The 22,443-nt window shown below is 66.6% G+C and carries 19 protein-coding genes; 10 read left to right on the top strand and 9 right to left on the bottom strand.

The genetic code is table 11. From position 1 onward, the window contains the following. Nucleotides 1-73: 73 nt before the first annotated feature. Genes ACFTR6_RS12375 through ACFTR6_RS12365 form a run of 3 tightly spaced genes read right to left on the bottom strand, consistent with a single transcriptional unit; the run spans nucleotide 74 to nucleotide 2,098 of the window. Nucleotides 74-793, bottom strand: a complete 720-nt coding sequence (locus ACFTR6_RS12375; protein ID WP_377958133.1) for a cache domain-containing protein — start codon at nucleotides 791-793, stop codon at nucleotides 74-76. A gap of 1 nt (nucleotide 794) precedes the next feature. Next, nucleotides 795-1,571, bottom strand: coding sequence for a FadR/GntR family transcriptional regulator (locus ACFTR6_RS12370; RefSeq protein WP_377958132.1), 777 nt, complete (start codon nucleotides 1,569-1,571; stop codon nucleotides 795-797). A 50-nt stretch (nucleotides 1,572-1,621) separates the two neighbouring features. Then, entirely contained in the window at nucleotides 1,622-2,098 is a 477-nt protein-coding gene (locus ACFTR6_RS12365; protein ID WP_377958131.1) for a helix-turn-helix domain-containing protein, read from the bottom strand. Nucleotides 2,099-2,244: 146 nt separating this feature from the next. Between ACFTR6_RS12365 and ACFTR6_RS12360 the strand changes: the two genes are divergently transcribed. Next, the gene (locus ACFTR6_RS12360) at nucleotides 2,245-2,973 is read left to right on the top strand and encodes an alpha/beta fold hydrolase (protein WP_377958130.1); all 729 of its coding nucleotides are present in this window, start codon (nucleotides 2,245-2,247) and stop codon (nucleotides 2,971-2,973) included. A gap of 87 nt (nucleotides 2,974-3,060) precedes the next feature. Here ACFTR6_RS12360 and ptsP read toward each other — a convergent pair whose 3' ends face one another. Continuing rightward, entirely contained in the window at nucleotides 3,061-4,746 is a 1,686-nt protein-coding gene (gene ptsP / locus ACFTR6_RS12355) for a phosphoenolpyruvate--protein phosphotransferase (RefSeq protein WP_076799567.1), read from the bottom strand. Between the two features lie 159 nt (nucleotides 4,747-4,905). Between ptsP and ACFTR6_RS12350 the strand changes: the two genes are divergently transcribed. Genes ACFTR6_RS12350 through ACFTR6_RS12340 form a run of 3 tightly spaced genes read left to right on the top strand, consistent with a single transcriptional unit; the run spans nucleotide 4,906 to nucleotide 8,869 of the window. Beyond that, entirely contained in the window at nucleotides 4,906-5,634 is a 729-nt protein-coding gene (locus ACFTR6_RS12350; RefSeq protein ID WP_087872806.1) for a TetR/AcrR family transcriptional regulator, read from the top strand. 53 nt (nucleotides 5,635-5,687) lie between these two features. Continuing rightward, nucleotides 5,688-7,706 (top strand): PTS mannitol transporter subunit IICBA, encoded by a 2,019-nt coding sequence (locus ACFTR6_RS12345; RefSeq protein ID WP_377958129.1) that lies wholly within the window; start codon nucleotides 5,688-5,690, stop codon nucleotides 7,704-7,706. Next, complete coding sequence (locus tag ACFTR6_RS12340) at nucleotides 7,706-8,869, top strand: mannitol-1-phosphate 5-dehydrogenase (RefSeq protein ID WP_377958128.1); 1,164 nt, start codon at nucleotides 7,706-7,708, stop codon at nucleotides 8,867-8,869. The genes ACFTR6_RS12345 and ACFTR6_RS12340 overlap by 1 nt, the downstream gene beginning before the upstream one ends. A gap of 399 nt (nucleotides 8,870-9,268) precedes the next feature. Here ACFTR6_RS12340 and ACFTR6_RS12335 read toward each other — a convergent pair whose 3' ends face one another. Further along, a complete protein-coding gene (locus ACFTR6_RS12335; RefSeq protein ID WP_377958127.1) occupies nucleotides 9,269-10,141 on the bottom strand; it encodes an SDR family oxidoreductase in 873 nt (290 codons plus the stop codon). Between the two features lie 97 nt (nucleotides 10,142-10,238). On the opposite strand from ACFTR6_RS12335, the gene ACFTR6_RS12330 reads away from it, so the two are divergent. Then, entirely contained in the window at nucleotides 10,239-10,613 is a 375-nt protein-coding gene (locus ACFTR6_RS12330) for a helix-turn-helix domain-containing protein (protein WP_087872809.1), read from the top strand. A 114-nt stretch (nucleotides 10,614-10,727) separates the two neighbouring features. On the opposite strand, the gene ACFTR6_RS12325 is transcribed toward ACFTR6_RS12330, so the two are convergent. From ACFTR6_RS12325 to rraA, 3 genes are all read right to left on the bottom strand, one after another. After that, nucleotides 10,728-12,164 carry a sugar porter family MFS transporter gene (locus ACFTR6_RS12325; RefSeq protein ID WP_377958126.1) on the bottom strand — a complete coding sequence of 479 codons (1,437 nt, stop codon included), beginning with the start codon at nucleotides 12,162-12,164 and terminating at the stop codon, nucleotides 10,728-10,730. Nucleotides 12,165-12,431: 267 nt separating this feature from the next. Continuing rightward, complete coding sequence (locus ACFTR6_RS12320; RefSeq protein WP_377958125.1) at nucleotides 12,432-14,084, bottom strand: MDR family MFS transporter; 1,653 nt, start codon at nucleotides 14,082-14,084, stop codon at nucleotides 12,432-12,434. A 109-nt stretch (nucleotides 14,085-14,193) separates the two neighbouring features. After that, nucleotides 14,194-14,682 carry a ribonuclease E activity regulator RraA gene (gene rraA, locus ACFTR6_RS12315; protein ID WP_377958124.1) on the bottom strand — a complete coding sequence of 163 codons (489 nt, stop codon included), beginning with the start codon at nucleotides 14,680-14,682 and terminating at the stop codon, nucleotides 14,194-14,196. Between the two features lie 158 nt (nucleotides 14,683-14,840). Here rraA and ACFTR6_RS12310 point away from each other — a divergent pair, with 158 nt between their 5' ends. After that, entirely contained in the window at nucleotides 14,841-16,142 is a 1,302-nt protein-coding gene (locus ACFTR6_RS12310; protein WP_377958123.1) for an MFS transporter, read from the top strand. 20 nt (nucleotides 16,143-16,162) lie between these two features. Here ACFTR6_RS12310 and ACFTR6_RS12305 read toward each other — a convergent pair whose 3' ends face one another. Beyond that, nucleotides 16,163-18,343, bottom strand: a complete 2,181-nt coding sequence (locus tag ACFTR6_RS12305; RefSeq protein ID WP_377958122.1) for an FG-GAP-like repeat-containing protein — start codon at nucleotides 18,341-18,343, stop codon at nucleotides 16,163-16,165. Nucleotides 18,344-18,733: 390 nt separating this feature from the next. Between ACFTR6_RS12305 and ACFTR6_RS12300 the strand changes: the two genes are divergently transcribed. The 4 genes from ACFTR6_RS12300 to ACFTR6_RS12285 all read left to right on the top strand — a co-directional run bounded on the left by ACFTR6_RS12300 (nucleotide 18,734) and on the right by ACFTR6_RS12285 (nucleotide 22,435). Continuing rightward, a complete protein-coding gene (locus ACFTR6_RS12300; RefSeq protein ID WP_236783178.1) occupies nucleotides 18,734-19,309 on the top strand; it encodes a TetR/AcrR family transcriptional regulator in 576 nt (191 codons plus the stop codon). A 290-nt stretch (nucleotides 19,310-19,599) separates the two neighbouring features. After that, nucleotides 19,600-20,805, top strand: coding sequence for an NADP-dependent malic enzyme (locus ACFTR6_RS12295; RefSeq protein WP_377958121.1), 1,206 nt, complete (start codon nucleotides 19,600-19,602; stop codon nucleotides 20,803-20,805). Between the two features lie 137 nt (nucleotides 20,806-20,942). Next, complete coding sequence (locus ACFTR6_RS12290; RefSeq protein ID WP_076799579.1) at nucleotides 20,943-21,446, top strand: DUF456 domain-containing protein; 504 nt, start codon at nucleotides 20,943-20,945, stop codon at nucleotides 21,444-21,446. Between the two features lie 26 nt (nucleotides 21,447-21,472). Next, nucleotides 21,473-22,435, top strand: a complete 963-nt coding sequence (locus ACFTR6_RS12285) for a lipopolysaccharide assembly protein LapB (RefSeq protein ID WP_087872815.1) — start codon at nucleotides 21,473-21,475, stop codon at nucleotides 22,433-22,435. The last annotated feature ends 8 nt before the right edge of the window (nucleotides 22,436-22,443 follow it).

Genomic DNA, 22,443 nt, shown 5'->3' with positions numbered 1-22,443 from the left:
CCGCCTGCCAGCCGGAACCCCCGGTTCCGGGCGATCGTTGCTTGATCCTTATCACCGCGTCATCTTGAAGCGGCTAGTCCCGGAGGGTAATCAGCTTCCAGGGCAGGCGCGCGGGGTCAGCGGGGGAGACGTCAACAGAAATGTCGGCCCGCGCCATGTCCTCTTCGAGGAACAGGGTTCCCGTGGCGATGCGTGCATTGTTGGACGCGATGACGCGCCCGTTGGGTCCGAGCAGGACAACCACCGGTTCCCTGAGCTGAAGGGCGCGGAGGAAGACTCCCTCAAGATTCGCCAGGGTCAGGTCGCACCCAAGGATCTGCGTTCCCTGTGCAGTGGGCGCGGGAACGCAGAGCGTGATGATGCTGACGTTGATGCCGCCGAAGTCGACGTACGGCCCCACGGCTACGGGGTGTCCGCTGGCGGTCGGGATGGTGAACCACTCACGCGTGGTGTAGTCGTAGTAGTTCAGCGAGTCCGGGTTGAGGTCATGGGTGACGAAACGCGGTTCGCCGGTGCGTTGGGTCCGCCACCATTCCAGCCAGTGGGTTGTTTCCTGGAGGCTCCCCGGGGCGTAGGCGATTCCGGCCCCGATGATGAGATCCGAGTGCTGCTTGATGAAATTAGCCAGCTCCTGCTTCAGGAACAGGAATTCGCTGCGCCGTGGAACGCCTGGCGCGGCGGCGGCCGCGGCGGTGACGGAGCCGGCGATCTTCTCCAGATCGACGAAGACGCGGCTGATGCTGGAGGAGAGCGCGGCGGCCGTCCGCTCAAGGGCTTCTTCTACAGTCTCCACGTCATGCACCTTCTTCGGGCCCCATCTTCAACCTCAGATGCTGCTCTATCAAGTATTCGGTCTCGTTGCGGCTGTGCCGTTCGGCGGCACTGGCGGCCGCGTCACCGTCCCGCGCCCTGATGGCTGCCACAATGGCGGCGTGGTCCGCCACGGACGTGGCGTCGTTGCCTGACTCGCCGGAGTGTCCCCACCACAGGGTCATCAGTTCGGCTTCAAGTTGCAGGGCAACAGAGGTCAGCTTGCTCGACTGGGCGGCGATGCTGACGGCGACGTGGAACCGGCTGTCCATGCGGCGCCGCGCTCGCGCATCTTCGGCGTCCCGGTGGCGTTTCGCCAGGTCTTCGAGGTGCTCGACGTTTTGGGGGTCGGCGCGGCTGGCGGCCAGGCGTGCCGACATTGATGAGATGGCAGCGCCCAGGTCCCCGAGGTCTCTCAGGGTTTCGGTGCTGGTATCCCGGAGCTTGTCCTGAAGCTGGGAGTCGGTGAATTCGATCTGGCGGCGGATCACACTGCCGCCGCTGCGTCCCCGGCTGGTTTCGATCAGGCCCTTGGTCCGTAGGGCGGCGAGGGACTGCCGGAGGGTGATCGGGGAGATGCCCAGTTCGGCGGCCAGCACAGACTCCGTGGGCAGCCTGTCACCTTCGGTCAGGATGCCCATCAGAATGGCGGTTTCGATCTGGTAGGAGACCTGGTCCGCCCTGCCCAGCCCCTCGGGCTCGCTGCCGCGAAGCAGCAGGAGCAGGTCAAGCGCGGAGGTGGAAATTGCCACACTTGCCATTCCAGGGCCTCCTCCCGCCACTTTTCCCGATTACCTCAATCTTTGCACGTTTAACGGTTTGGACCCCGAACCCGGGTGCCGCTACTTTCCGCCCCGCCGCCGCCAGCAGATCCGCCGCCGGAGGTCCCGCCGTCGGAAGTTTCCGCATGCTCAGCCGCCTGCTTCTTTTTCTGCCCTTCCAGCCACGCCATGATGGCGGCCAGCCTGATGCGGCGGTGGGTGCCGCGGTACTCCACGGGTATCTCGCCCCGGTCCGTCATGTTCCGCAGGTACGTGTGGGAGATGCCGGCCAGTTCGGCCGCCTGCGAGGTGGTGAGCATTTCCTCCACGCTGCTGACAGTCACCGCTTCGCCGCGGCTGAACCTGGCCAGAAGGTCGACGACGGCGTCCCTCGCCTGGGGCGCGAGGCGGTGGACGGTACCGTCCACGAACACGGTGATGTCGGTGCCGCCGTCGAGCGCGCGCTGCAGCGCCAGCGCATCCTCGGCGGGAAGGGCGGGCGCCACCCTGGGAGCAATCAGAGCCATGGCAGAAGCCTAACTGCTGTCACAGCCGGGCCGGTTATGGCGTGAACCGAATGTGCCGCCGCGCCGGATATGCTCGGCGGATGAGACTTGGCGAGGGAGTTGCTGTAACAGCGAGCGGCCTGACGGGCCGGCTGTACTCTTCGAACGTGGCTTCGGCTGGTGGCCGCCCGGCCTTTGTGCTGCTCCACGGCATTGGCGTCTCGCACCGTTATTTGGCCCGGCTGCACCTTGAACTCGCCAAGAGTGCCGCGGTCTATTCCTTCGACCTGCCGGGCTTCGGCGGTACACCCCGTCCCGGGCATCAGATGACCGTAGGCGGGTATGCGGCCTTCGTGGCGGCGGTCCTCTCGCAGCGGGGCGTGGAGTCCTGCATCGTGGTGGGACATTCCATGGGGGTCCAGTTTGCGGTGGAACTGGCGCTTCAGGCGCCCGGGCTGGTGACCCGGACAGTGCTCATGGGCCCCGTGGTGGATCCCGCGCGCAGGAGTGCGGCCTGGCACGCGCTGGCGCTCACCCGGGACGCCCTGTTCAGTGAGCCGCCGTCCACCAATGCCGTGGTTTTCACCGATTACTTCCGGGCCGGATTCCGGTGGTACATGACCGAACTTCCCGTGATGATGGAGTATCCGCTCGACGTCCGGGTGCGGGGCGTGGCACAGCCGGTGCTCGTGCTCCGCGGGGGCAGGGATCCGATCGCCCGGCGTCCGTGGTGTGAATTCCTCGCCGCGAACGCACCGGACGGTGCCTTTGCCGAGGTGCACGGGCGCGGGCACGTTGTCCAGGAGACCGCCACCGAAGATGTTGCCCGGATCATCCGGGGCTGGGCAGGCACCGCAGCCGAGGGTTCCGCGGCAGCCGGCGGCGCCACCGCCTAAAAAGTCTCCACCGCCCAAAAGTCCGAAAAATGCCGGCAGGTGCCCCGGGAATTCCGGGAGCACCTGCCTGCATACCTTGGGCGGGAACTAGAGTCCGAGTTCCTCCAGGACCGGCAGCTTCTCCCGGACCCAGGCCCGGGCTTCCACAGCACTCGGCGCGGACAGGGCCAGCTTGGCCAGCTCCTGGGCCTCCGCCAGCGTGACGGTCTTCAGCACGGCGGCCACCGCTGCCAGTGAGCGGGCGGTCATGGACAGCGTGGTGACGCCCAGGCCGGTCAGTACGACGGCGAGGGCGGGGTCCGCCGCGGCCTCGCCGCAGACGCCAACCGGCTTGTTGTGTCCCTCGGCCCTGGAGCCTTCAACGGTCAGGCCCACCAAGCGCAGCACGGCCGGCTGCCACGGCGTGTTCAGCCCGGCGAGGGGACCCAGCTGGCGGTCGGCGGCCATGGCGTACTGGGTGAGGTCGTTGGTTCCCAGGCTGGCGAACGCGACTTCGCGCAGGATGGTGTCGGCGGTGAGGGCGGCGGACGGAACCTCCACCATCACACCCGGCGTCTTGATGCCGGCCTCGGCACACATGGTGGCGAAGCGGGCGGCTTCCTCTGCCGTCGAAATCATCGGGGCCATGACCCACACGTCAGCCTCCGACTCCGCCTCGGCCTTCGCGATCGCCTCCAGCTGCCGGTCCAGGACGCCCGGAGTGGTGAAGTCGGTGCGGTAGCCGCGCACGCCCAGGGCCGGGTTGGGTTCGGTGGAGTCGGTGAGGAACGGAAGCGGCTTGTCTGCGCCGGCGTCCAGGGTGCGGAGCACCACCTTCTTGCCGGGGAAGGCGTCGAACACGCCCTTGTAGGCGGCGGCCTGTTCCTCAACGGTGGGCTCGGTGTCCCGTTCCAGGAAGCAGAACTCGGTGCGGAACAGGCCCACGCCCTGGGCGCCGAGCTTGGCCGCAGCCTGGGCGTCCTTGGCACCGCCGACGTTGGCGAGGAGGGGCACCAGGTGGCCGTCCGCCGTCGAGCCCGTACCGCTGAATTCGGCGAGCAGGGACGCAGTGGCGGCCCATGCCTCCGCGGCCGCACGCAGCGACCCGTCCGGGTTCGCCGTGATGGAACCGGCGGCGCCGTCAACGTAAACCTCAGTGCCGTCGGGGAGCTCGTCCACGCCGACGGCGGCCACGACGGCGGGCAGGCCGAGTGAGCGGGCGATGATGGCGGTGTGCGACTGCGGACCGCCGCCGGCGGTCACGAGTGCGAGGACCTTGTTGGGATCGAGGGTGGCGGTGTCTGCCGGGGCCAGGTCCTCGGCCACCAGGATGAAGGGTTCGTTCGACGACGGGATGCCTGGGGCGGGGACGCCGCGCAGTTCGGCAACGATGCGGGCGCGGACATCCAGGATGTCGGTGGCGCGTTCGGCCATGTAGCCGCCGAGGTTGTGCAGCATCTCCGAAACCGAGGAACCCGATTCCCAGATGGCGCGCTGCGGTGAGGTCCCCCGGGCGATCAGCTTCGCGGCGCCCTTGATCAGCATGGTGTCCTTGGCCATCAGTGCCGTGGCTTCCAGGACGGCCTTGCCATCACCGGTGGCGTGGTCCGCGCGGGCCCGCAGCTCATCATGGACGGCACCCGCTGCAGCCTTGAGCGCTGCCGTTGCCTCTTCGGGTGTGGTCCCGGCAGCCAGCTGTTCGCCGGCCGGAGGTTCGCTGATGGGCTTGGGCATCTGGCGGATCGTTCCGATGATGCGGCCGGGGCTGACGCCTACTCCTGGGAAGTTCTGCACTGAAGGTCCTCATTCTCTGCCGGTAGCCAGGCCCGCCCGTGTCTGCCCGGGGAGCCCGGAAGTTCGGAACGGCTGCGTCCGATGCTGCTTTGCGGTGCCTGAAAAAATTGTATGTGATTCAGTTCATATAGCGTTGCTATAGGTGCTAGGGTAGCGGTTATGAGTTTCGATGGCCAGCTTCCGCCCAAAATGAGGCTGTTGCGTGCGGCAGCCGAACTGCTGGCCAAATCCGCGGGGGCCGCTGTTTCCACCCGCCAGATCACGCAGCTGGCGGGCGTTACGGCGCCCACCCTCTATCACCACTTCGGTGACAAGGAGGGCCTGTTTGACGCAGTTGTCGCCGCGGGCTTCGAAGAGTATGTGGCGGGCGAGAGGGACTTCGCCCCGTCCGGACAGCCGCTGGTGGACATCCGGCGGATGTGGGACAACCACGTGCAGTTCGGGCTCAAGCAGCCCGAACTCTATCTGGTCATGTTCGGTAACATCCGCCCCGAGAGCCGCCCGGCCATCGTCGCCGACGCGGAGGGTCTCCTGGAGGAAATGCTGAATAAGGCCGCTGCGGCCGGACAGCTGAACGTCCAGCCACGGGAAGCAGCCAGGAGCATCCTGGCGGCCAACGTGGGCGTGACGCTCATGCTGATCGCAGAACCGGCCGCGGAGCGGAACCTGGAGCTGTCCACGATGACCCGGGACGCCATGATCTTTGCGGTGTCCAGGGACCAGGGGCGGGATGCGGGACCGGAGGACTCCGGAAAGTCATCAGTGGTGGTGGCTGCCATTGCGCTGAATGCGGCGCTGCAGGCATCCCACTCGGACCAGCTCACCAGCTCGGAACTCAAGCTTTTCCTCGAATGGCTCCACCGGATCTCCACCAGTTCCACCAGCTAGTCGAAACTATCGGACCATCCTGCGGTGCCGCAGGGACCACGTTAGGAATTCACATGGCAACAGAGACAGTTGCAAAACCCAAAACCAGCGCGCGGGTGCATGTCCAGAAATTCGGGACTTTCCTGTCCGGGATGATCATGCCCAACATTGGCGCCTTTATCGCCTGGGGCCTCATCACCGCGCTCTTCATTGAGAAGGGATACATCCCGGTTCCGGAACTCGGTGGCTTCGGCACCAATGCGGCCGGGGAGCCCAACGTGGGCCTTGTTGGCCCCATGATCACCTACCTGTTGCCCCTCCTGATCGGCTACACCGGCGGCAAGATGGTCCATGATGTCCGGGGCGGCGTCGTCGGTGCCATCGGCACCATGGGTGTGATCGTGGGCGCCGGCATTCCGATGTTCATCGGCGCCATGATCATGGGCCCGCTGGGCGGCTGGACCATGAAGAAGCTCGACGCGATCTGGCACGGCAAGATCCGCCCGGGCTTCGAGATGCTGGTGAACAACTTCTCTGCCGGCATCTGGGGCGCCCTGCTGGCCCTGCTTGGCTTCTACGGCATCTCGCCGCTGGTCAGCGCCTTCAGCACGGCTGCCGGAAACGTGGTTCAGTTCCTGGTGAACAACGGGTTGCTGCCTCTGACCTCCATCTTCATCGAGCCTGCCAAGGTCCTGTTCCTCAATAACGCCATCAACCACGGCGTGCTGACCCCGCTGGGCATCCAGCAGTCGCTGGATCAGGGCAAGTCCATCCTGTTCCTGCTCGAGGCCAACCCGGGCCCGGGCCTTGGGCTGCTGCTCGCCTACATGTTCTTCGGCCGCGGCGCGGCCAAGGCCTCGGCTCCCGGCGCTGCCATCATCCACTTCCTGGGCGGCATCCACGAGATCTACTTCCCGTACGTGCTGATGCGCCCGCTGCTGATCCTCGCCACGATCGCTGGCGGCATGACGGGCATCGCCACGCTGGCAGTCACAGGCGCCGGCCTTGTTGCCCCGTCCGCCCCCGGTTCCATCATTGCCGTGCTCGCCCAGACCTCCCGCGACAGCTACTTCGGCGTCATCCTGTCGGTCGTGCTGGCCACCACGGTCTCCTTCCTCGTCGCCTCCGTGATCCTGAAGACCACGCGCCACAGTGACGAGGACGATCTCACCGCGGCCACCAGCCGCATGGAGTCGATGAAGGGCAAGAAGAGTTCCGTTGCCTCCACCCTTACCGGGGCTGCGGCCGGCGGCGGCGTGGGCGTTCTGGCCGGCCCGATCAAGAACATTGTGTTCGCGTGCGACGCCGGCATGGGCTCCAGTGCCATGGGCGCCTCCGTGCTGCGCAACAAGATCAAGGCTGCCGGATTCCCGGAGGTCAATGTCACCAACGCGTCCATTGCCAACCTCAATGACACCTACGACGTTGTGGTCACCCACCAGGACCTGACCGAGCGGGCCAAGCCGGCAACATCCAGTGCCGTCCACGTTTCGGTGGACAACTTCATGAACAGCCCGCGTTACGACGAGATCGTCGAGATGGTCCAGCGCAGCAATGCAGAAGGCGCGGAAGCTCCCGCCACCGGCACGGCGGGCACCGCCGCTCCGGCTGCAGCCACCACAACCGAAACCGCCGCTGCCCCCGAAACTGCTGCGGCGGTTTCGGACATCCTGGTGCCGGAGAGCGTGGTCCTGACCGGCTCCGCCTCCACCCGGGACGCCGCGATCGACGAGGCGGGCCGGCTGCTCCTGGAGCGCGGTGCCGTGGACGAGGACTACATCCGCGCCATGCACGAGCGCGAGGAGTCCGTCAGCACCTACATGGGCAGCTTCCTGGCAATCCCGCACGGCACCAACGCCGCCAAGGACCACATCCGTAAGTCTGCCGTCTCGGTGGTCCGCTACCCCGACGGCATCGACTGGAACGGCAAGCAGGTCAAGTTCGTGGTGGGCGTGGCCGGTGTCAACAACGAGCACCTGCACATCCTGTCCTCGATCGCGAAGGTCTTCACCAACAAGGCACAGGTGGCGCAGCTTGAGGCGGCGACGACTGTGGACGAAGTCCTGGAGCTGTTCGGAAAGGTCAACGCATAGTGAAGGCTGTACATTTTGGGGCCGGCAACATCGGCCGCGGGTTCGTCGGGCTGCTGCTGCACGATGCCGGGTATGAGGTGGTGTTCGCCGACGTCGCGGATGCCCTGATCGCCCAGCTCGCCGAGGCGGACAGCTACAGCGTGCACGAGGTGGGGGAGAACCCCGCCACCCGCACGGTGGACAACTTCCGGGCGGTGAACTCCGGCACCCAGGAGGCACAGCTCATCGAGGAAATCGCGACGGCGGACATCGTCACCACGGCGGTGGGTCCGCACATCCTGAAGTTCGTGGCCCCCGCGATCGCCAGGGGAATTGCCGCCCGCGCGGCGGGGCTGGCGCCGCTGCAGGTGATGGCCTGCGAGAACGCCATCAATGCCACGGATATCCTCCGCGAGTCCATCGTGCAGAGCTGGGACGAGGCTGCCGGGTCGCTGGCCGACTCGGCCGTGTTCGCCAACACGGCCGTGGACCGGATCGTGCCCAACCAGGAGCCAGGGCAGGGCCTGGACGTGACGGTGGAGACGTTCTACGAGTGGGTCATCGACCGCACGCCGTTCGGCGGTGCTGCTCCGGTGATTCCGGGCGCCACGTTCGTGGATCAGCTCGGGCCCTACATCGAGCGTAAGCTGTTCACCGTGAACACGGGGCACGCGTCCGCGGCGTACTTCGGCTTCGAGGCCGGGCTGGAGAAGATCTCCGACGCCATGGCGGACGAGGACGTTGCCGCGGACGTCCGTTCCGTGCTCGACGAGACCAAGCAGCTGCTCGTGTCCAAGCACGGCTTCAGCTACGACGAGCAGGAGGCCTACGTCCAGAAGATCCTGGCCCGCTTCACCAATCCGCACCTGCCGGACACGGTGAACCGCGTGGGCCGCGCGCCGCTGCGGAAGCTCAGCCGGCACGAACGCTTCATCGGCCCCGCCGCGGAACTGGCGGAACGCGGGATTGTCCCCGAGGCGCTGCTCGGGGCCATCGCGGCAGCCCTCCGGTTCAACGACCCCGCCGATGCCGAGGCCGTCGAACTGGGCCAGATCCTGGCCTCGTCCGAGCCGGCCGCCGCCACCGAGCGCATCACCGGGCTGGCGCCGGACCACCCGCTCTTCGCGGCCGTCTGCGGCCTCGTCGAGGAGCGCAAAGCGGAGGACGTCACGGCCCCGGCCTAGGCACCGGCCGCGGGCTGCCTCCCGCTGCACACCGGAACTGGGGAAAGCGGAACCGGACAAACGAAACGCACGACGCCGGAACTCAACGCGAGTTCCGGCGTCGTGCGTTTAAATCGTGAGTTCAACCCGTGCCTTACGGGACGCTCTATCACGTTCTGCCGCTTTTTTCGGGACCCTCTCTCAGATCCTGCGGCGTTTTTCCCGACGCTCGCGCACGTCCTGTCCACGGCCGGCCAATCCGCTCTGGCAAGTGAGAGGGGGTCGGGAGGGACCCTGCAGGTAGTGAGAGGGGGTCGGGAGTAACCCTGCAGGATGTGAGAGGGCGTCGGGAGTAACCCTGCAGGAGGTGAGGAAGCGTCGGGTCAGAACCTTCAGGAGGCGGGAGAGGGTTCGGTGGGGTCAGCCCGCCTGGAGGCTCTTGGCGGCCGCCTGGACTGCCTGGCGCAGCGGTGTGGTGGGGCGGCCGAGCAGGGCACTGAGATCGCCGGTGGTGACCAGGAGATCGCCGCGTGCGATGCCAAGGTCGCTGTCCGCAAGGATGGCTGCATACGCCTCCGGCAGTCCGGCTTCCACCAGGACGTTGGTGTACTGCTCTGCGGGCAGGTTCCGGTACGTCACGTCCTGCCCGGATGCTGCACTGACTTCCCCGGCCAGCTCACTGAGGGTGAAGGCCTCGTCGCCGCCCAGCTCGTAAACCTTGCCGGCCTCGCCGTCCCGGAGCAGTACCGCTGCGGCCGCTGCCGCGTAGTCGGCCCGGGCCGCCGCGCTCACCCGACCGTCGCCGGCGCTGCCCAGAACGGCGCCATGCTGGAGCTGAACCGGAAGCTGGCCGGTGTAGTTCTCCAGGTACCAGCCGTTGCGGAGCAGGACGAACGGGACCCCGGAGTCGCGGAGGATCCCCTCGGTGGCGAGGTGCTCGGCGGCCAGCTGCATGGCCGTAGTGTCCGCGTTGGCAATGCTGGTGTAGGCGATCAGCCCGACGCCGGCTTCCTTGGCCGCTTCTACCGCGTTCCGGTGCTGCTCCACGCGCTGGCCTACTTCGCTGCCTGAGACCAGCAGGACCTTGTCCGCGCCCGCGAACGCCTGGCGCAGCGAGTCCGGCTGGCTGTAGTCGATGCTGCGGACCTGGACGCCGCGTTCGCCGAGGTCAGCGATCCTGTAGGTGCTCCGGCCTGCGGCCACAATCTGTTCCGCGGGAACCCCGCTGTCCAGCAGTGCTTCTACAACGAGGCGGCCGAGCTGGCCGGTGGCTCCGGTGATGACGATGGTCATGATGGTCCTTTCTGAGGTGACTGTCAGTGGTGCCAACCGCGCTGCTTCCCGATTACTTCCCAAAAAGAGAGTACGCACTTTGAGGTAAGGTACTGGTATGAAGGTAAGTACCCCAGTCGACGCGTTTCCCTCCGCCGGCGGCATCTTCCCCGCGGGATGCCCCAGCCGGACGGTGCTGGACCACGTCACCAGCAAGTGGGGTGTGCTGATCCTCGTGGCCCTGTCCGAAGGTCCCCAGCGCTGGAGTGAACTCCGGCGCCGTGCCCAGGGCATCAGCGAGAAGATGCTGGCCCAGACGCTGAAGACACTCGAGGCAGACGGGTTTGTCCGCCGGGATGCCCAGCCGGTCATCCCTCCCCGGGTGGACTACAGCCTGACCGGCCGCGGCGAGGAGCTCGCCGCCCTGCTGCTGCCGCTCGTGTCCTGGGTGGCCGAACACGCGGAGGCAATTGTGAATCAACCCCGGTCCTAGGCACAGGAGCGCGAAAAAACCTCGGCCGAAAAACAAAAGACGCCCAGGTTCCCGGACACAGTCGGCGGGGAACCTGGGCGTCTTCCGTTTCATGCCGGAGGAGCCAAGAGCCGGTCAGACCTTGACGGACCCCTTCGGAACAAACAGGGTCTCAGCCTGTTCCAGCGACATGCCGTTCGTCTCCGGCACCTTGTACATGACGAAGAAGAACGAGGCCGCCGCGAAGAGCGCGTACATGGCGTACGTCAGCGGCAGCGAGCCTGCGGCCATCACGGGGAAGCTCAGCGTGATGGCGAAGTTGGCGATCCACTGGGCAGCGGCGGCCAGGCCCAGGGCCCGGGCACGGATCCGGGCCGGGAAGATCTCGCCCAGCAGCACCCACACCAGCGGTCCCCAGGAGGCGCCGAAGCTGATCACGAACACATTGGCGGCAACGAGGGCGACAGGTCCCCAGGCGCCGGGCAGCGTGATGTCGGAGCCCGTGCCCGTGGCCGAGGCGAAGGCCAGGGCCATGGCACCGAGGGAAACGGCCATGCCAACCGAGCCGGCCAGCAGGATGGGACGGCGGCCGATCCTGTCCACGAGGGCGATGGCCACGAGCGTGACCAGGATGTTGGTGACGGACGTGGCCACCGAGATGGCCAGCGAATCCTTCTCCTGGAAGCCCACGGCCTTCCAGAGCGCCGTGGAGTAGTAGAAGATCACGTTGATGCCCACAAACTGCTGCAGGACGGAGAGGGTAATGCCGATCCAGACCACCGCCTGCAGGCCGAACGACTTGCCGCGGAGGGATCCCTTCAGGCCGGCGAGCTGGTCCTCCTCGATTGCCTCGCGGATTTCACGCAGGTGGCGGTCCGTGTCCTCGTCCGGGGCGATGGAGTCGAAGACCTTCCGGGCCAGGTCCTCCTTGCCCTGGACCACCAGGAAGCGGGGGGACTCAGGCAGGGTGTAGGAGATCACGCCGTAGAGCACGGCCGGAACAGCGGCGGCCAGGAACATCCAGCGCCAGGCCTCGATGCCCAGCCAGAATGCCTGGTGTGCTCCGCCCGCAGACGTCGCGAACAGGGCGTCGGACAGCAGAGCGGCGAAGATACCCGTGGTGATGGCCAGCTGCTGCAGCGACGCGAGCCGGCCGCGGACGTGCCGCGGTGAAATTTCGGAGATGTAGGCCGGCGCGATCACCGAGGCCAGACCGATGCCGAGCCCGCCCACGAGGCGCCAGAAAATGAGGTCCCAGACGCTGAAGGCGAAGCCGGTTCCGAGGGCGCTGACGAAGAACAGCAGTGCCCCCAGCTTCATGGCGGGGATGCGCCCGTAGCGGTCAGCCACCTTGCCGGCCAGGTAGGCGCCGGCCGCACAGCCGAGCAGCGCCACGGCCACGGCGAAACCGGTGACGGCCTCGCTCAGGGCAAATTCGTCCTTCATGGCATCCACGGCGCCGTTGACCACGGAGGAGTCGAAGCCGAACAGGAAGCCGCCCACAGCGCCGGCAAGCGCCAGCCAGATCACCCGCTTGGGAATCCTGGCGGTTGTTTGCTTGTCGGTGGACATAGTTCTCCCTTGGTTTGGGGGTTGGTGGATGCGGTGCAAACGTCGTCGGCTGCGGAAACCGGCCCTGTCGGCCGGCGCACACGCGCCTAACAGTGTGCCACCTCACGGCGCGCTGATCCACTTCGGAACGCAAGACGACGACGGCGGGCGGTCCCGCCGTCGTCGTCCGTTTGGTGCGGTTTAAGGCGGATTCCCGCGGAATAAGGAAACGGCAGGCACCCGGGAAGGTGCCTGCCGTAACGTAATGCGGAAGTAGGCCGGGAGCGCCTAGTGGGCGGCCGCGGGCTCCTGGGCCACTGCCTTGGGGTCGGTCAGTTTCTTGTTCGGCAGCGCGAAGCTGATGAGGAAGGCGACGCCGGTGAGGATGGCGGCGGTGAGCATGACGGCGTCGATCGACTGGGCAAAGCCCTCGGTGATGGGCCGGGTGAGCACCGGGTTGGCGGAGTGCAGCCAGCTGGTGTCGTTGAGGGAGTCGTTGCTGGCACCGTTCCTGAAGAACTCGTACAGTTTGGCGTTGGCGGGGTCGGCGGCAACGGCGGGGTCCTGGAGGACCTTGAGGTAGTCCGCGTTCTGCATGGCGTCCTTCATGGCGTTGGCGATCCTGTCGGCGGCCAGGCTGAACAGCATGGAGATGAACACCGCCGTGCCCACGGCGCCGCCCATCGAGCGGAAGAACGCGGCGGTGGAGGTGCCCACACCCATGTCCTTCGCGGGCACCGAGACCTGCATCGCGAGGGTGAGCGGCTGCATGCAGAAGCCCAGGCCCAGGCCGAAGAAGACGGCGATCAGTCCGGGGACCCATAGGTCGGTGTGGGCGCCGAGCGAGAGCCCCATGACGACGGCGGCGGCGGTCAGGATGGCGGTGCCCGCGATCGGGAAGATCCGGAAGGTGCCCGACGCCGAGATGGTGCGTCCGGCGGTGATGGAACCGGTCAGGATGCCGATGGTGAAGGTGATCATCATCAGTCCGGCCTCGGTGGGTGTGAGGCCCTTGACCAGCTGCAGGTACATGGGCAGCATCGCGATGGCGCCGAACATGCCGATGCCGATGATGAAGTTCAGCAGCGAGGACAGCCCGAAGGTGATGTTGCGGAAGAGGCGCAGCGGGATCAGCGCGTAGTCCCCGGCGCGCCGTTCGGCCAGCAGGAATGCAATGATGCCGGCCACGCCCAGGCCGTAGCAGATGAGGGAGCTGGCCGACGTCCAGCCCCAGCTGCGGCCCTGTTCGGCGACGAGCAGCAGCGGCACGATGGCCAGGGTGATGGCGGCGGCGCCCCAGTAGTCGATCCGCTGCTTGACGTGCCTGGCGGGCAGGTGGAGGTAGAGGAACACGACAACCAGGGCGGCAAGGCCGATGGGCAGGTTGATGAAGAAGACCCAGCGCCAGCCGTCGAAGCCCAGGATGTTCTGGGAACCGGCGAAAGCGCCGCCCACCACGGGGCCCAGCACCGAGGAGATGCCGAAGACGGACATGAAGTAGCCCTGGAACTTCGCCCGGTCCTTGAGCGGGACGATGTCGCCGATGATGGTCAGCGCCAGGGCCAGCAGGCCGCCGGCGCCCATGCCCTGGATGCCGCGGGCGATGGCCAGCTCGGTCATCGAGTGCACCGAGCCGGCATACAGCGAGCCGGCCAGGAAGATGACGATCGCCGCGAGGTAGAGCGGACGGCGGCCGAAGATATCGCTGAGCTTGCCGTACAGCGGTGTGGTGACCGTGGACGTGATGAGGTACGCGGTGGTGGCCCACGCCTGCAGGGACAGCCCGTCCAGGTCGTTGGCAATGGTGTAGATCGACGTGGACACGATGGTCTGGTCCAGCGAGGACAGGAACATGCCGAGCATCAGCCCCACCATGACGGTGATGGTCTGCCGCTGTGTCAGGGTCTCTCCGGGTGCGGGTCCTGCGGTGGTTTTGGACATGGCTGCTCCAGGGTCAAGAGAAAGGGGATCGCATTTGATAGTTGCTTTCAGTAACTATGTTACTTGCAACTTTGTTCCCCGGAGCAACCAAATTTTTCCGGACCCTTCCTCAGCGCTCGACGAGGATGCCGTCCGGGTCGCACCAGATCGTGGCGCCGGCGCGGATCGTCACGCCGTCGATCAGCACGTCCACGTCGGTCTCGCCCGCCCCCGCCTTGGCGCTCTTGCGCGGATTGCTGCCCAGGGCCTTGACGCCGAGGGGGAGTTCGGCGATCGCCTCACGGTCGCGGATGGCGCCGTTAATAACGACGCCGGCCCACCCGTTTGCCACGGCGCTCGCCGCGATCAGGTCCCCCATCAGGGCGGTCCGCAGGGAGCCGCCGCCGTCGACGACGAGCACGGCGCCCTTGCCGGGTGTGGCCAGAATGCTTTTGACGAGGGCGTTGTCCTCCAGGCAGCGCACCGTCCGGACGGTGCCGCTGAAATGCGTGTGGCCGCCCAAGGACTGGAACTGCAGGGAGATGGAGTTGAGTTCCTCACCGCGCTCGTCGTAGAGGTCGGCGGTGTTGACGGCGGCATTGGCAGGCGAAGCGGTCATTGGTTCTCCTTGGACGGTTTGTAGCCTCGGTCAAAAGCAACGCAGGGTCATTTAGCGCCCAATGTAACGCCCGAATTGGGCGCTAAATGACCCCGCGTTGCGGTTGATGCCCACGATAGTCTGATTTCATCATCATGACGTTCCAAGGGGAGACCGCTATGAGCCTGTCCGACATACCCGGTGCGGTACCCGACCCCGGCCTGGTGGGCACCCGGCGCTCCGCCGCGCTCGCTGAACCGACGGAACGCGTCAGGCCGCTCTGGATCACGGGCGTGGTGCTGGTCAACCTCGGCATCAACGCGGCATTTTTCGGCCCCATCCAGGTGCTCCTCGGACAGCAGGCGGAACATTTTGACCCCGGGCAGAAGGAAGCCATCCTCGCCCTGGTCACCGGTGCCGGCGCAGCGGTGTCGCTGGTGGCGAATCCGCTGTTTGGCGCCTTCAGCGACCGCACTACGTCCCGGTTTGGCCGTCGGGTGCCCTGGGTGCTGGCGGGCGCCGTTCTGGGTGCCGCGGCGCTGGTGGGCCTCGCGGGCGCGCCGAACGTGGCGGTGATGACGCTGCTGTGGTGCCTGGTCCAGGCAGGCTGCAACGGCGCCTATGCCGCGATCTTCGCCGCCGTTCCGGACCGCGTCCCCGTCCCGCAGCGCGCGACTGTGGGTGGGCTGGCGGCGATGGGGCAGACGGCCGGGATCCTGGCCGGTGCGGTGATTGCCGCCGTCGTGAGCGGAAACTTCGTGCTGGGCTACATCATCTGTGCGACGGCACTCGTGGCCGGCGTCGTGATGTACCTGATCAAGAGCGACGACGACCCCCTCCCGGCAGGGGCTGCCCAGCCAATGAACTGGGCGGGCTTCCTGCTCGGGTTCATCAGGCCGCTGCGGCACCCGGACTTCGCCTGGGCCTGGACCACCCGGCTGCTGGTCAACATCGGCAACCACATGGTCACCCTGTACCTGCTGTTTTTCCTGGCGGACGCCGTGCGCCTGAAGGAGACCACAGGCCTCGAGCCCGCCTTCGGCGTGCTGGTCCTGACCGGGCTGTACGCCGTGTTCGTGATCATCAGCAGCGTGGTGGGTGGCAGGCTCAGCGACAGGACGGGCAAACGCAAGCCTTTGGTGATCGCCTCGTCCGCGATCATTGCCCTGGCATCGCTGATCCTCGCCTTCGCGCCCACGTGGACGGGCGGCATCATCGGCGCGTGCGTGCTGGGCATCGGGTTCGGCGCGTACCTCGCCGTGGACTTCGCGCTCATCACCCAGGTGCTCCCCAACGCAGCCGAGCGGGGCAAGGACCTTGGAATCATCAATATCGCCAGCTCCCTGCCGCAGGTCATCGCCCCGGTGCTCGCGTGGCCGTTCGTCACTCTCTGGGGCGGCTACGTGTCTCTCTACGTAGCAGCCGCCGTCATCGGCCTGCTGGGCGCGGTGTTCGTGGTGAAGATCAAGGGCGTCGCCTAGCTCTACAAGCCTGCAACCGGTTAGAACACCGCCGTGAAGCCGCCCCATCCGGTGCCGACGACGGCATTCCCCTTAAATTCTGAGCTGTAGTCCAGTCCGTGGGTGGATACATATCTTCCATTGCCGTAGTACATGGTGAGGGCTCCGGCGCCGTTGATTCCCCAGATGTCCTCGTCGCCGTCGCCGTTGAAATCACCAGCGGCATCAAAACGGCGCACCCCGCCCCAGCCCTGCCCGATCTGGAAGTACGTGTTCGGCGCATCGAGAGCAAACTGCCCCTTGCCGTTGCCGGGGAAGAGCCGGAGGTAGCCGAAGCTGTCGCGGCCGATGACGTCAACCTCGTTGAAGCCGGAGAGCTTGGCCGAAGCTGCGATCGGACCGATCTCCTCCCAGCCGGTGTCGATGACTGACTTGGCCAGCCAGCCGCCGCGGCCATTGCCCGGGTAAAGCCAGATCCGGTTGGCGCTGTCGCGGGCGATGATGTCGTTGTTGCCGTCCCCGCTGAAGTCGCCCGGCGCGATGATGTCCCTGAATCCGCCCCAACCGGCTCCGATCAGGGTCTTTGTCAGCCAGCCGCCCTTTCCGTTGCCGGGGTACAGGAACAGCCGCCCGGAGCGGTCGCGGGCCATCACGTCATTGTTGAAATCGCCGTTGAAGTCTCCGGGGGCCATTAGCTTGTCGAACCCGTGCCAGCCCGTACCGACCTTCTGGCGCGGCAGCCAGCTGCCCTTCCCATTGGTGGGGTACAGGTACAGGTTGCCGGCGGCGTCGCGGGCGAAGAAGTCCGTGGTGCCGTCTGCGTTGAAGCCGCGAGCCTTCGGCTTGTTGGCGATGACAGAACCCAGCTTTCCCGTGACGACAGCGCGCGTGGCAGCATCGTAGGTGACCGTCACACCGACCGTGATGGTCTTGCCCTTGTCGGCCGGTGTGAGGACGTAGCCTGCCCGGGTTGCACCAGGTATCGGAGCGCCGTTCCGCTTCCAGACGTAGGAGTATGAGAGGCTGCCGCCGGCGGGGATGACACGTGAGTAGCCTGGAACAACCCGCAGCGTGCCGCCGATTGAGGAATCCCCGACGATTCCCGGGGGCTGTGCTTCGATGTAGCGCGGGATGGGACCCGCGGCGCTGCTTGTTGCTATTGCCGGCTGGTACCCGGAAGCCCGGGCGGTAACGCGCACCGACATCTTCTGGCCGCCGTCGACAGTGCTGTTGTAGTAATAATCGCTATCGGTGGCCCCTGAGATGGCGACCCCGTTGCGCAGCCACTGGTATGTGAAGCTCGGGGGAGTATCTGCATCCCAGGTCCCTGGTTCGGCGGACAGCCGGGTGCCTGTCGCGGCAGGTCCGGTGACCGTGGGCGGCACGGTGTTGTGCATGGCCTTGAGGGCCTTCGCAGGATTACTGACACTGAAGTTGCCGCCGGCGAGAGGCGCGAGTGGCACTGAGGGTACCGGCGCATAGACGGGAATCCGCGAAATTTGGCCGTCGCGGAAATAGTGGGTGACTCCGCGGCCGCCGAGGTAGGTCACCCGCACATAGTCGATTTCATACCCTCCGGACGTCCACTCTGGTGTGACCGGGGCTGACGCCGTGGCGCTGAAGGGGCCCGGGGACGCCGTTCCCTGCCAGGTCAGCACCTGCTGGGAGGTGTCCACGGAACTCGTGTAGACCAGCAGCACTTCCTTGGCACCCTGGGCCAGTGAAAAATTCACGCTTGCGGTCTGTCCCGGGATGAAAGGCCCTGCCGTCGCCGGACTCAGATGGGTCAGCCGGGGATCCTGGAACACGAGCCCCGGATTGGATGTTTCGAAGTCCCGCAGAGCGAGGGAACCAAATGCAGGCGCAAGGGTCATGCCCGCCGGCACGGTCCTGCCGTCGCGGTTATACCACTGGTCAATGCCGGAAACGAGGTCCAGGCCGATAGTGCTGACTTGGACGTGCCCGCTCGGCCAAGCGTCGGCAGCGGCCACGACGGACACTGTGCCGGAAAGGACGCCATCGGTCGACATCCATCTGGCGTACTGCGGCCCGGCCACATCCTGCAGCGTGACAGAAACACCCTTAACCGGAACCGACGTGGTGAAGCTGAAGCTGACCGTGCCCCCGGCTTCCAGCACCGCAGGAGACGTCCGCTCGAAGGACAGCAGAACAGGCTCATCGGCGGCTGCGGCAGGTGACGCCGGAACCAGCAGGAGAGCCACGAGGGCAAACGCGACAAGGAGTCCCAGACCCCTGTGGCATTTCGCGCGCAGGCTCAGCCCCGCGCGGGCGGCGCAGGCCGATGACAGTACAGCAGAAAGAGACCCCAAAATTCCCCCAACGAGACCAGAACCAAGACCGGAAATATGGCCCAATAAAAGAGCCGGACGAGACCAGTGAGATGAGACTACTCTGCGCCGCAGACATTGTGGGCTTTTCCGGCCGGGACGCTGCGAGAACGCAGCCGTCAGCACCCGCCGGGAGCTTCCGCTCCCAGGAAACCCGAAGAGTGGGTGCCGTATAGTGGAGGGCGAATTGCGGCAGGACCGGGAATGGGGCTCTTCCTGACTGCACCAGGAATCCCAACCTCCGGACTGATGATGCTTGACTCTATGCCTGATCTTCCGCCCATGGCCGCCCCGCCCTCCCTTCCCCGGCAGCTGCGCCGCTACAACCGGATCCTGGAGGTTGCCGCCGGCTTCGCGAGGAAGGGCCTCAAGTCCGTAACCCTCTCCGAGGTGGCTGCGCAGGCCAACGTTCCGCTCGGCACCCTGTACCGCTACTTTCCCTCCGCCACGCACCTGATGCTGGCCCTTTACCGGCACCAGCTCGGTGAGCTGAAGACGGGGACCGGGGCCGTCCGCATCCATGCACTCTCCGGCGTTGCCATGGAAATCTTCCACATGCGCGTCATGCAGCCTGCCGTTGAGCAGTGCCTCAGCCAGGGCGTGTACATCAAGGACCGGGACACCACCGGCCTGCTGCGCGAGATCGACTCCCTGGCGGAACGCGCCGTCACGGCGGTCTGCGGGGACGCGGCTGTGGCCCGGGTCCTGCTGCTGACGGTCGCCGGTCTAGTCCAGTCGGTCCGCTGCCGCCGACTTTCCCTGTTTGAAGCCGAGGAGGACCTCAAGAAGGCCTGCTCCCTGCTGATGCCCACGCCCCGGCTGGCACGGAACACCGCGTAACTGGTCTAGACCGGGCGGTCTTAAAAGCCGCAAGAAACGGTGACATAAGCCACAGCCGGACCGAAAATCAGCCGTTTTCGGGCCAGGCCCGTCCCAACTGGCGTCCAGTGGGCCTTTGTCCTGTCTAATATGGCACTACCGGAGTGGCCAGTACCCCGCACCTCCCCAGGCTTTCCGGCGGAACCCGCACCCTTGGGCCGCCAGCAAAGCGCGTACCTGACCATCTTGAGCCCCGAATGCTCGAGCCATAATGTGCCGTGCGCCCACGGCTAGCCACAGGAGACAACGACGTGTCCACTGAAACCATTGCTCCGATTGACACCAGTGCAGCCGCAGAGCTGACTGACCAGGAAATTTTCGCTGCCCACGAGGGCGGCAAGCTTTCCATCGCCAGCACCGTTCCCCTCAGCAACAAGCGCGACCTTTCCATCGCCTACACGCCGGGCGTTGCCCAGGTCAGCCGCGCCATCCACGCCGACCCGGAGCTTGCCAAGAGCCACACCTGGGCCCAGCGCCTCGTGGCCGTCGTCAGCGACGGCACGGCCGTCCTCGGCCTGGGAAACATTGGCGCCAGCGCCTCGCTGCCCGTCATGGAGGGCAAGTCCGCCCTCTTCAAGGCCTTCGGCGAGCTGGACTCCATCCCGCTGGTCCTGAACACCACCGACGTGGACGAGATCGTGGAGACCCTTGTCCGGCTGCGCCCCAGCTTCGGCGCCGTCAATCTCGAGGACATCGCCGCCCCGCGCTGCTTCGAGCTGGAAGAGAAGCTCGTCGAGGCCCTGGACTGCCCCGTCATGCACGATGACCAGCACGGCACCGCCGTCGTGGTCCTCGCCGCGCTCACCGGAGCCGCCAAGGTCACCGGCCGCGGGCTCGAGGAGCTCCGAGTCGTGATCTCCGGCGCCGGCGCCGCAGGCATCGCCATCGCCGAAATCCTGCTCACGGCGGGCATCGAGGACGTGGTCCTGCTGGATTCGCGCGGCGTGATCAACTCCGGGCGCGCCGACATCGCCGCCGACCCCGCCAGCAAGAAGGCCCAGATGGCGCAGCGCAGCAATCCGCGCGGCATCTCCGGCGGTCCGGGTGAGGCGCTGCTGGGCGCAGACGTCTTCGTCGGCGTCTCCTCCTCCAAGCTGGACGAGGAGCACCTGAAGCTGATGAACCACAGCTCCATCGTGTTCGCACTGTCCAACCCGGACCCGGAAGTCCTGCCCGAGGTCGCGTCCAAATACGCCGCGGTAGTGGCCACCGGCCGCAGCGACTTCCCGAACCAGATCAACAACGTCCTGGCGTTCCCCGGCATCTTCCGCGGCGCGCTCGACGCCGGTGCGCGCCGCATCACCCCCGCGATGAAGGTTGCCGCAGCCCGCGCCATCGCCGAACTGGCCGATGACAAGCTGTCCGCGTCCTACATCGTGCCCAGCCCGCTGGACCCCCGCGTGGCGCCCGCCGTCACGGCCGCGGTCGCCGCTGCCGCCGAAGCCGAAGCCAACTAAGGCTGCAGCCACCTAAAGGGCGGCGGCTGCAGCGGCTGCCGGGAACGGGCTGACTGACGTCCGACGGCGGTGCCTCCCCTGCGCGGGAGGCACCGCCGTCGTCGTTCCTGGCAAACTCCGTTCCCTAGACTGGGGGCATGAATGCCCAAACCCTCGTGACCGTCCTGTGCGGCCTGGCCATCCTGGTTGGCGTTGCCGGCACTGTTATCCCGGTGCTGCCGGGCAGCTTCCTGATCGGCCTGGGCCTGCTGGCGTGGGCAATCTGGGGCGGTGAGGGCGTGACCGGCTGGGTGGTCTTCGCCGTGGGCATGGTGTTCGTGCTGGCAGGCATGGCGGCCAGTGCTGTCCTCGCCGGCCGCAAACTGAAGGAGCACCGGATTCCCAGCCGGAGCGTCGCGGTGGGGGTTGTGCTGGGCATTGCGGGCATGTTCGTCATTCCCGTCGTGGGGCTGTTCGTGGGCTTCGCTGCCGGTCTGCTGCTCAGCGAAGTCCTGCGTACGCGCCATTTCCGGGCAGCGCTGACCTCCAGCTGGGCGGCCCTGAAGGCGACCGGACTGGGAATGCTCGCGGAGTTTGGCCTGGCCTGCCTCGCCGCCAGCACCTGGCTGGTGGGCGTGTGGGTGGGCGCCGCTTCGGCCTAGTTCCCGCGCGCTATTAGCATGGAGGAATGAGCGCGGGGCAGTTTCCAGGACCGATCTACCGCGACACGCGTGACCTCACGCCATTCGGCGGGGGCAAGGTCCGCACCCCGGTGCGCGAAATGGCCGAGGGCATGGGCGGACTCATCCACGGCATGCTCGGCGGCGGGGACGGGCGGATCAGCGTGGACGGCAGCGTCCCGCGGCTCAAGCTGCTGCCCGGAAAAGCGGCCAGGACCGTGTACGACGCCATCTTCTTCAACACCGACCCCAACCGGCTCATCGCGGCCGGCCGTGCTTATCCCGGCTGGGCCGGGCTCTGCTGCGTGATGGCCGGCCTCCTCGCGTACAGGCAGGGCGGCTACCTGCGTGCCGCCGAGCTGCTGCAGCGGGGGCTTTCCATCAGGAACGACGACGAGGCCAACCAGTTTGCCGCCAGTTACCTTACGCGGGTGGTCACCCGGGTGGAGGTGGCCGAACGCATCGTGGTGCCGGTGCTGTTCAGCGAGGAGTCGGTGTTCCTCGCACTCTCGCATTCCCTCCGGGAAACGGGGCAGACCGAGGCGGCCCTTGAAACGCTGGTCCGGCTACCGCCATCGTTGCCCACCGCGCTGGCGAGGTGTTCACTCGCCGCCGACCTCGGCCGGGACCAGGAAGTGGTCGTCTGGACCGAGGGGCTGATGAACGCCGACGATCTCTCCGCGGCGCTGCTCCTGGTGCGCGCGCGTTCCCTGCGCCGGCTCGGCGCCCATGCCCAGGCCCAGCAGGCTCTGAAGGAAGTTCTGCGCCGGCAGAAGACCAGCATGTCCCTGCGCAACGACGCCCTGACGGACCGGGCCCTGATGCTGCTGGACAACGGACGGAAGTCCCTCAACCCGCGGGAATGGCAGCGCGGCAGGCAGGCAGAGCTCGAAACCTTTGAAGTCATCCGCAAGGACATCGAGGCGCGCCGGGCCTGGGAACAGAAGTGGAAGCAGTTCGGCGGCGACTGAGGCCGTTC

Origin of the sequence: Arthrobacter sp. NPDC057009 (assembly GCF_042673905.1) — a bacterium.
Taxonomy (GTDB): domain Bacteria; phylum Actinomycetota; class Actinomycetes; order Actinomycetales; family Micrococcaceae; genus Arthrobacter.
The sequence above is the reverse complement of the archived record's forward strand: the minus strand, read 5'-3'. Positions and strand labels throughout refer to the sequence as shown.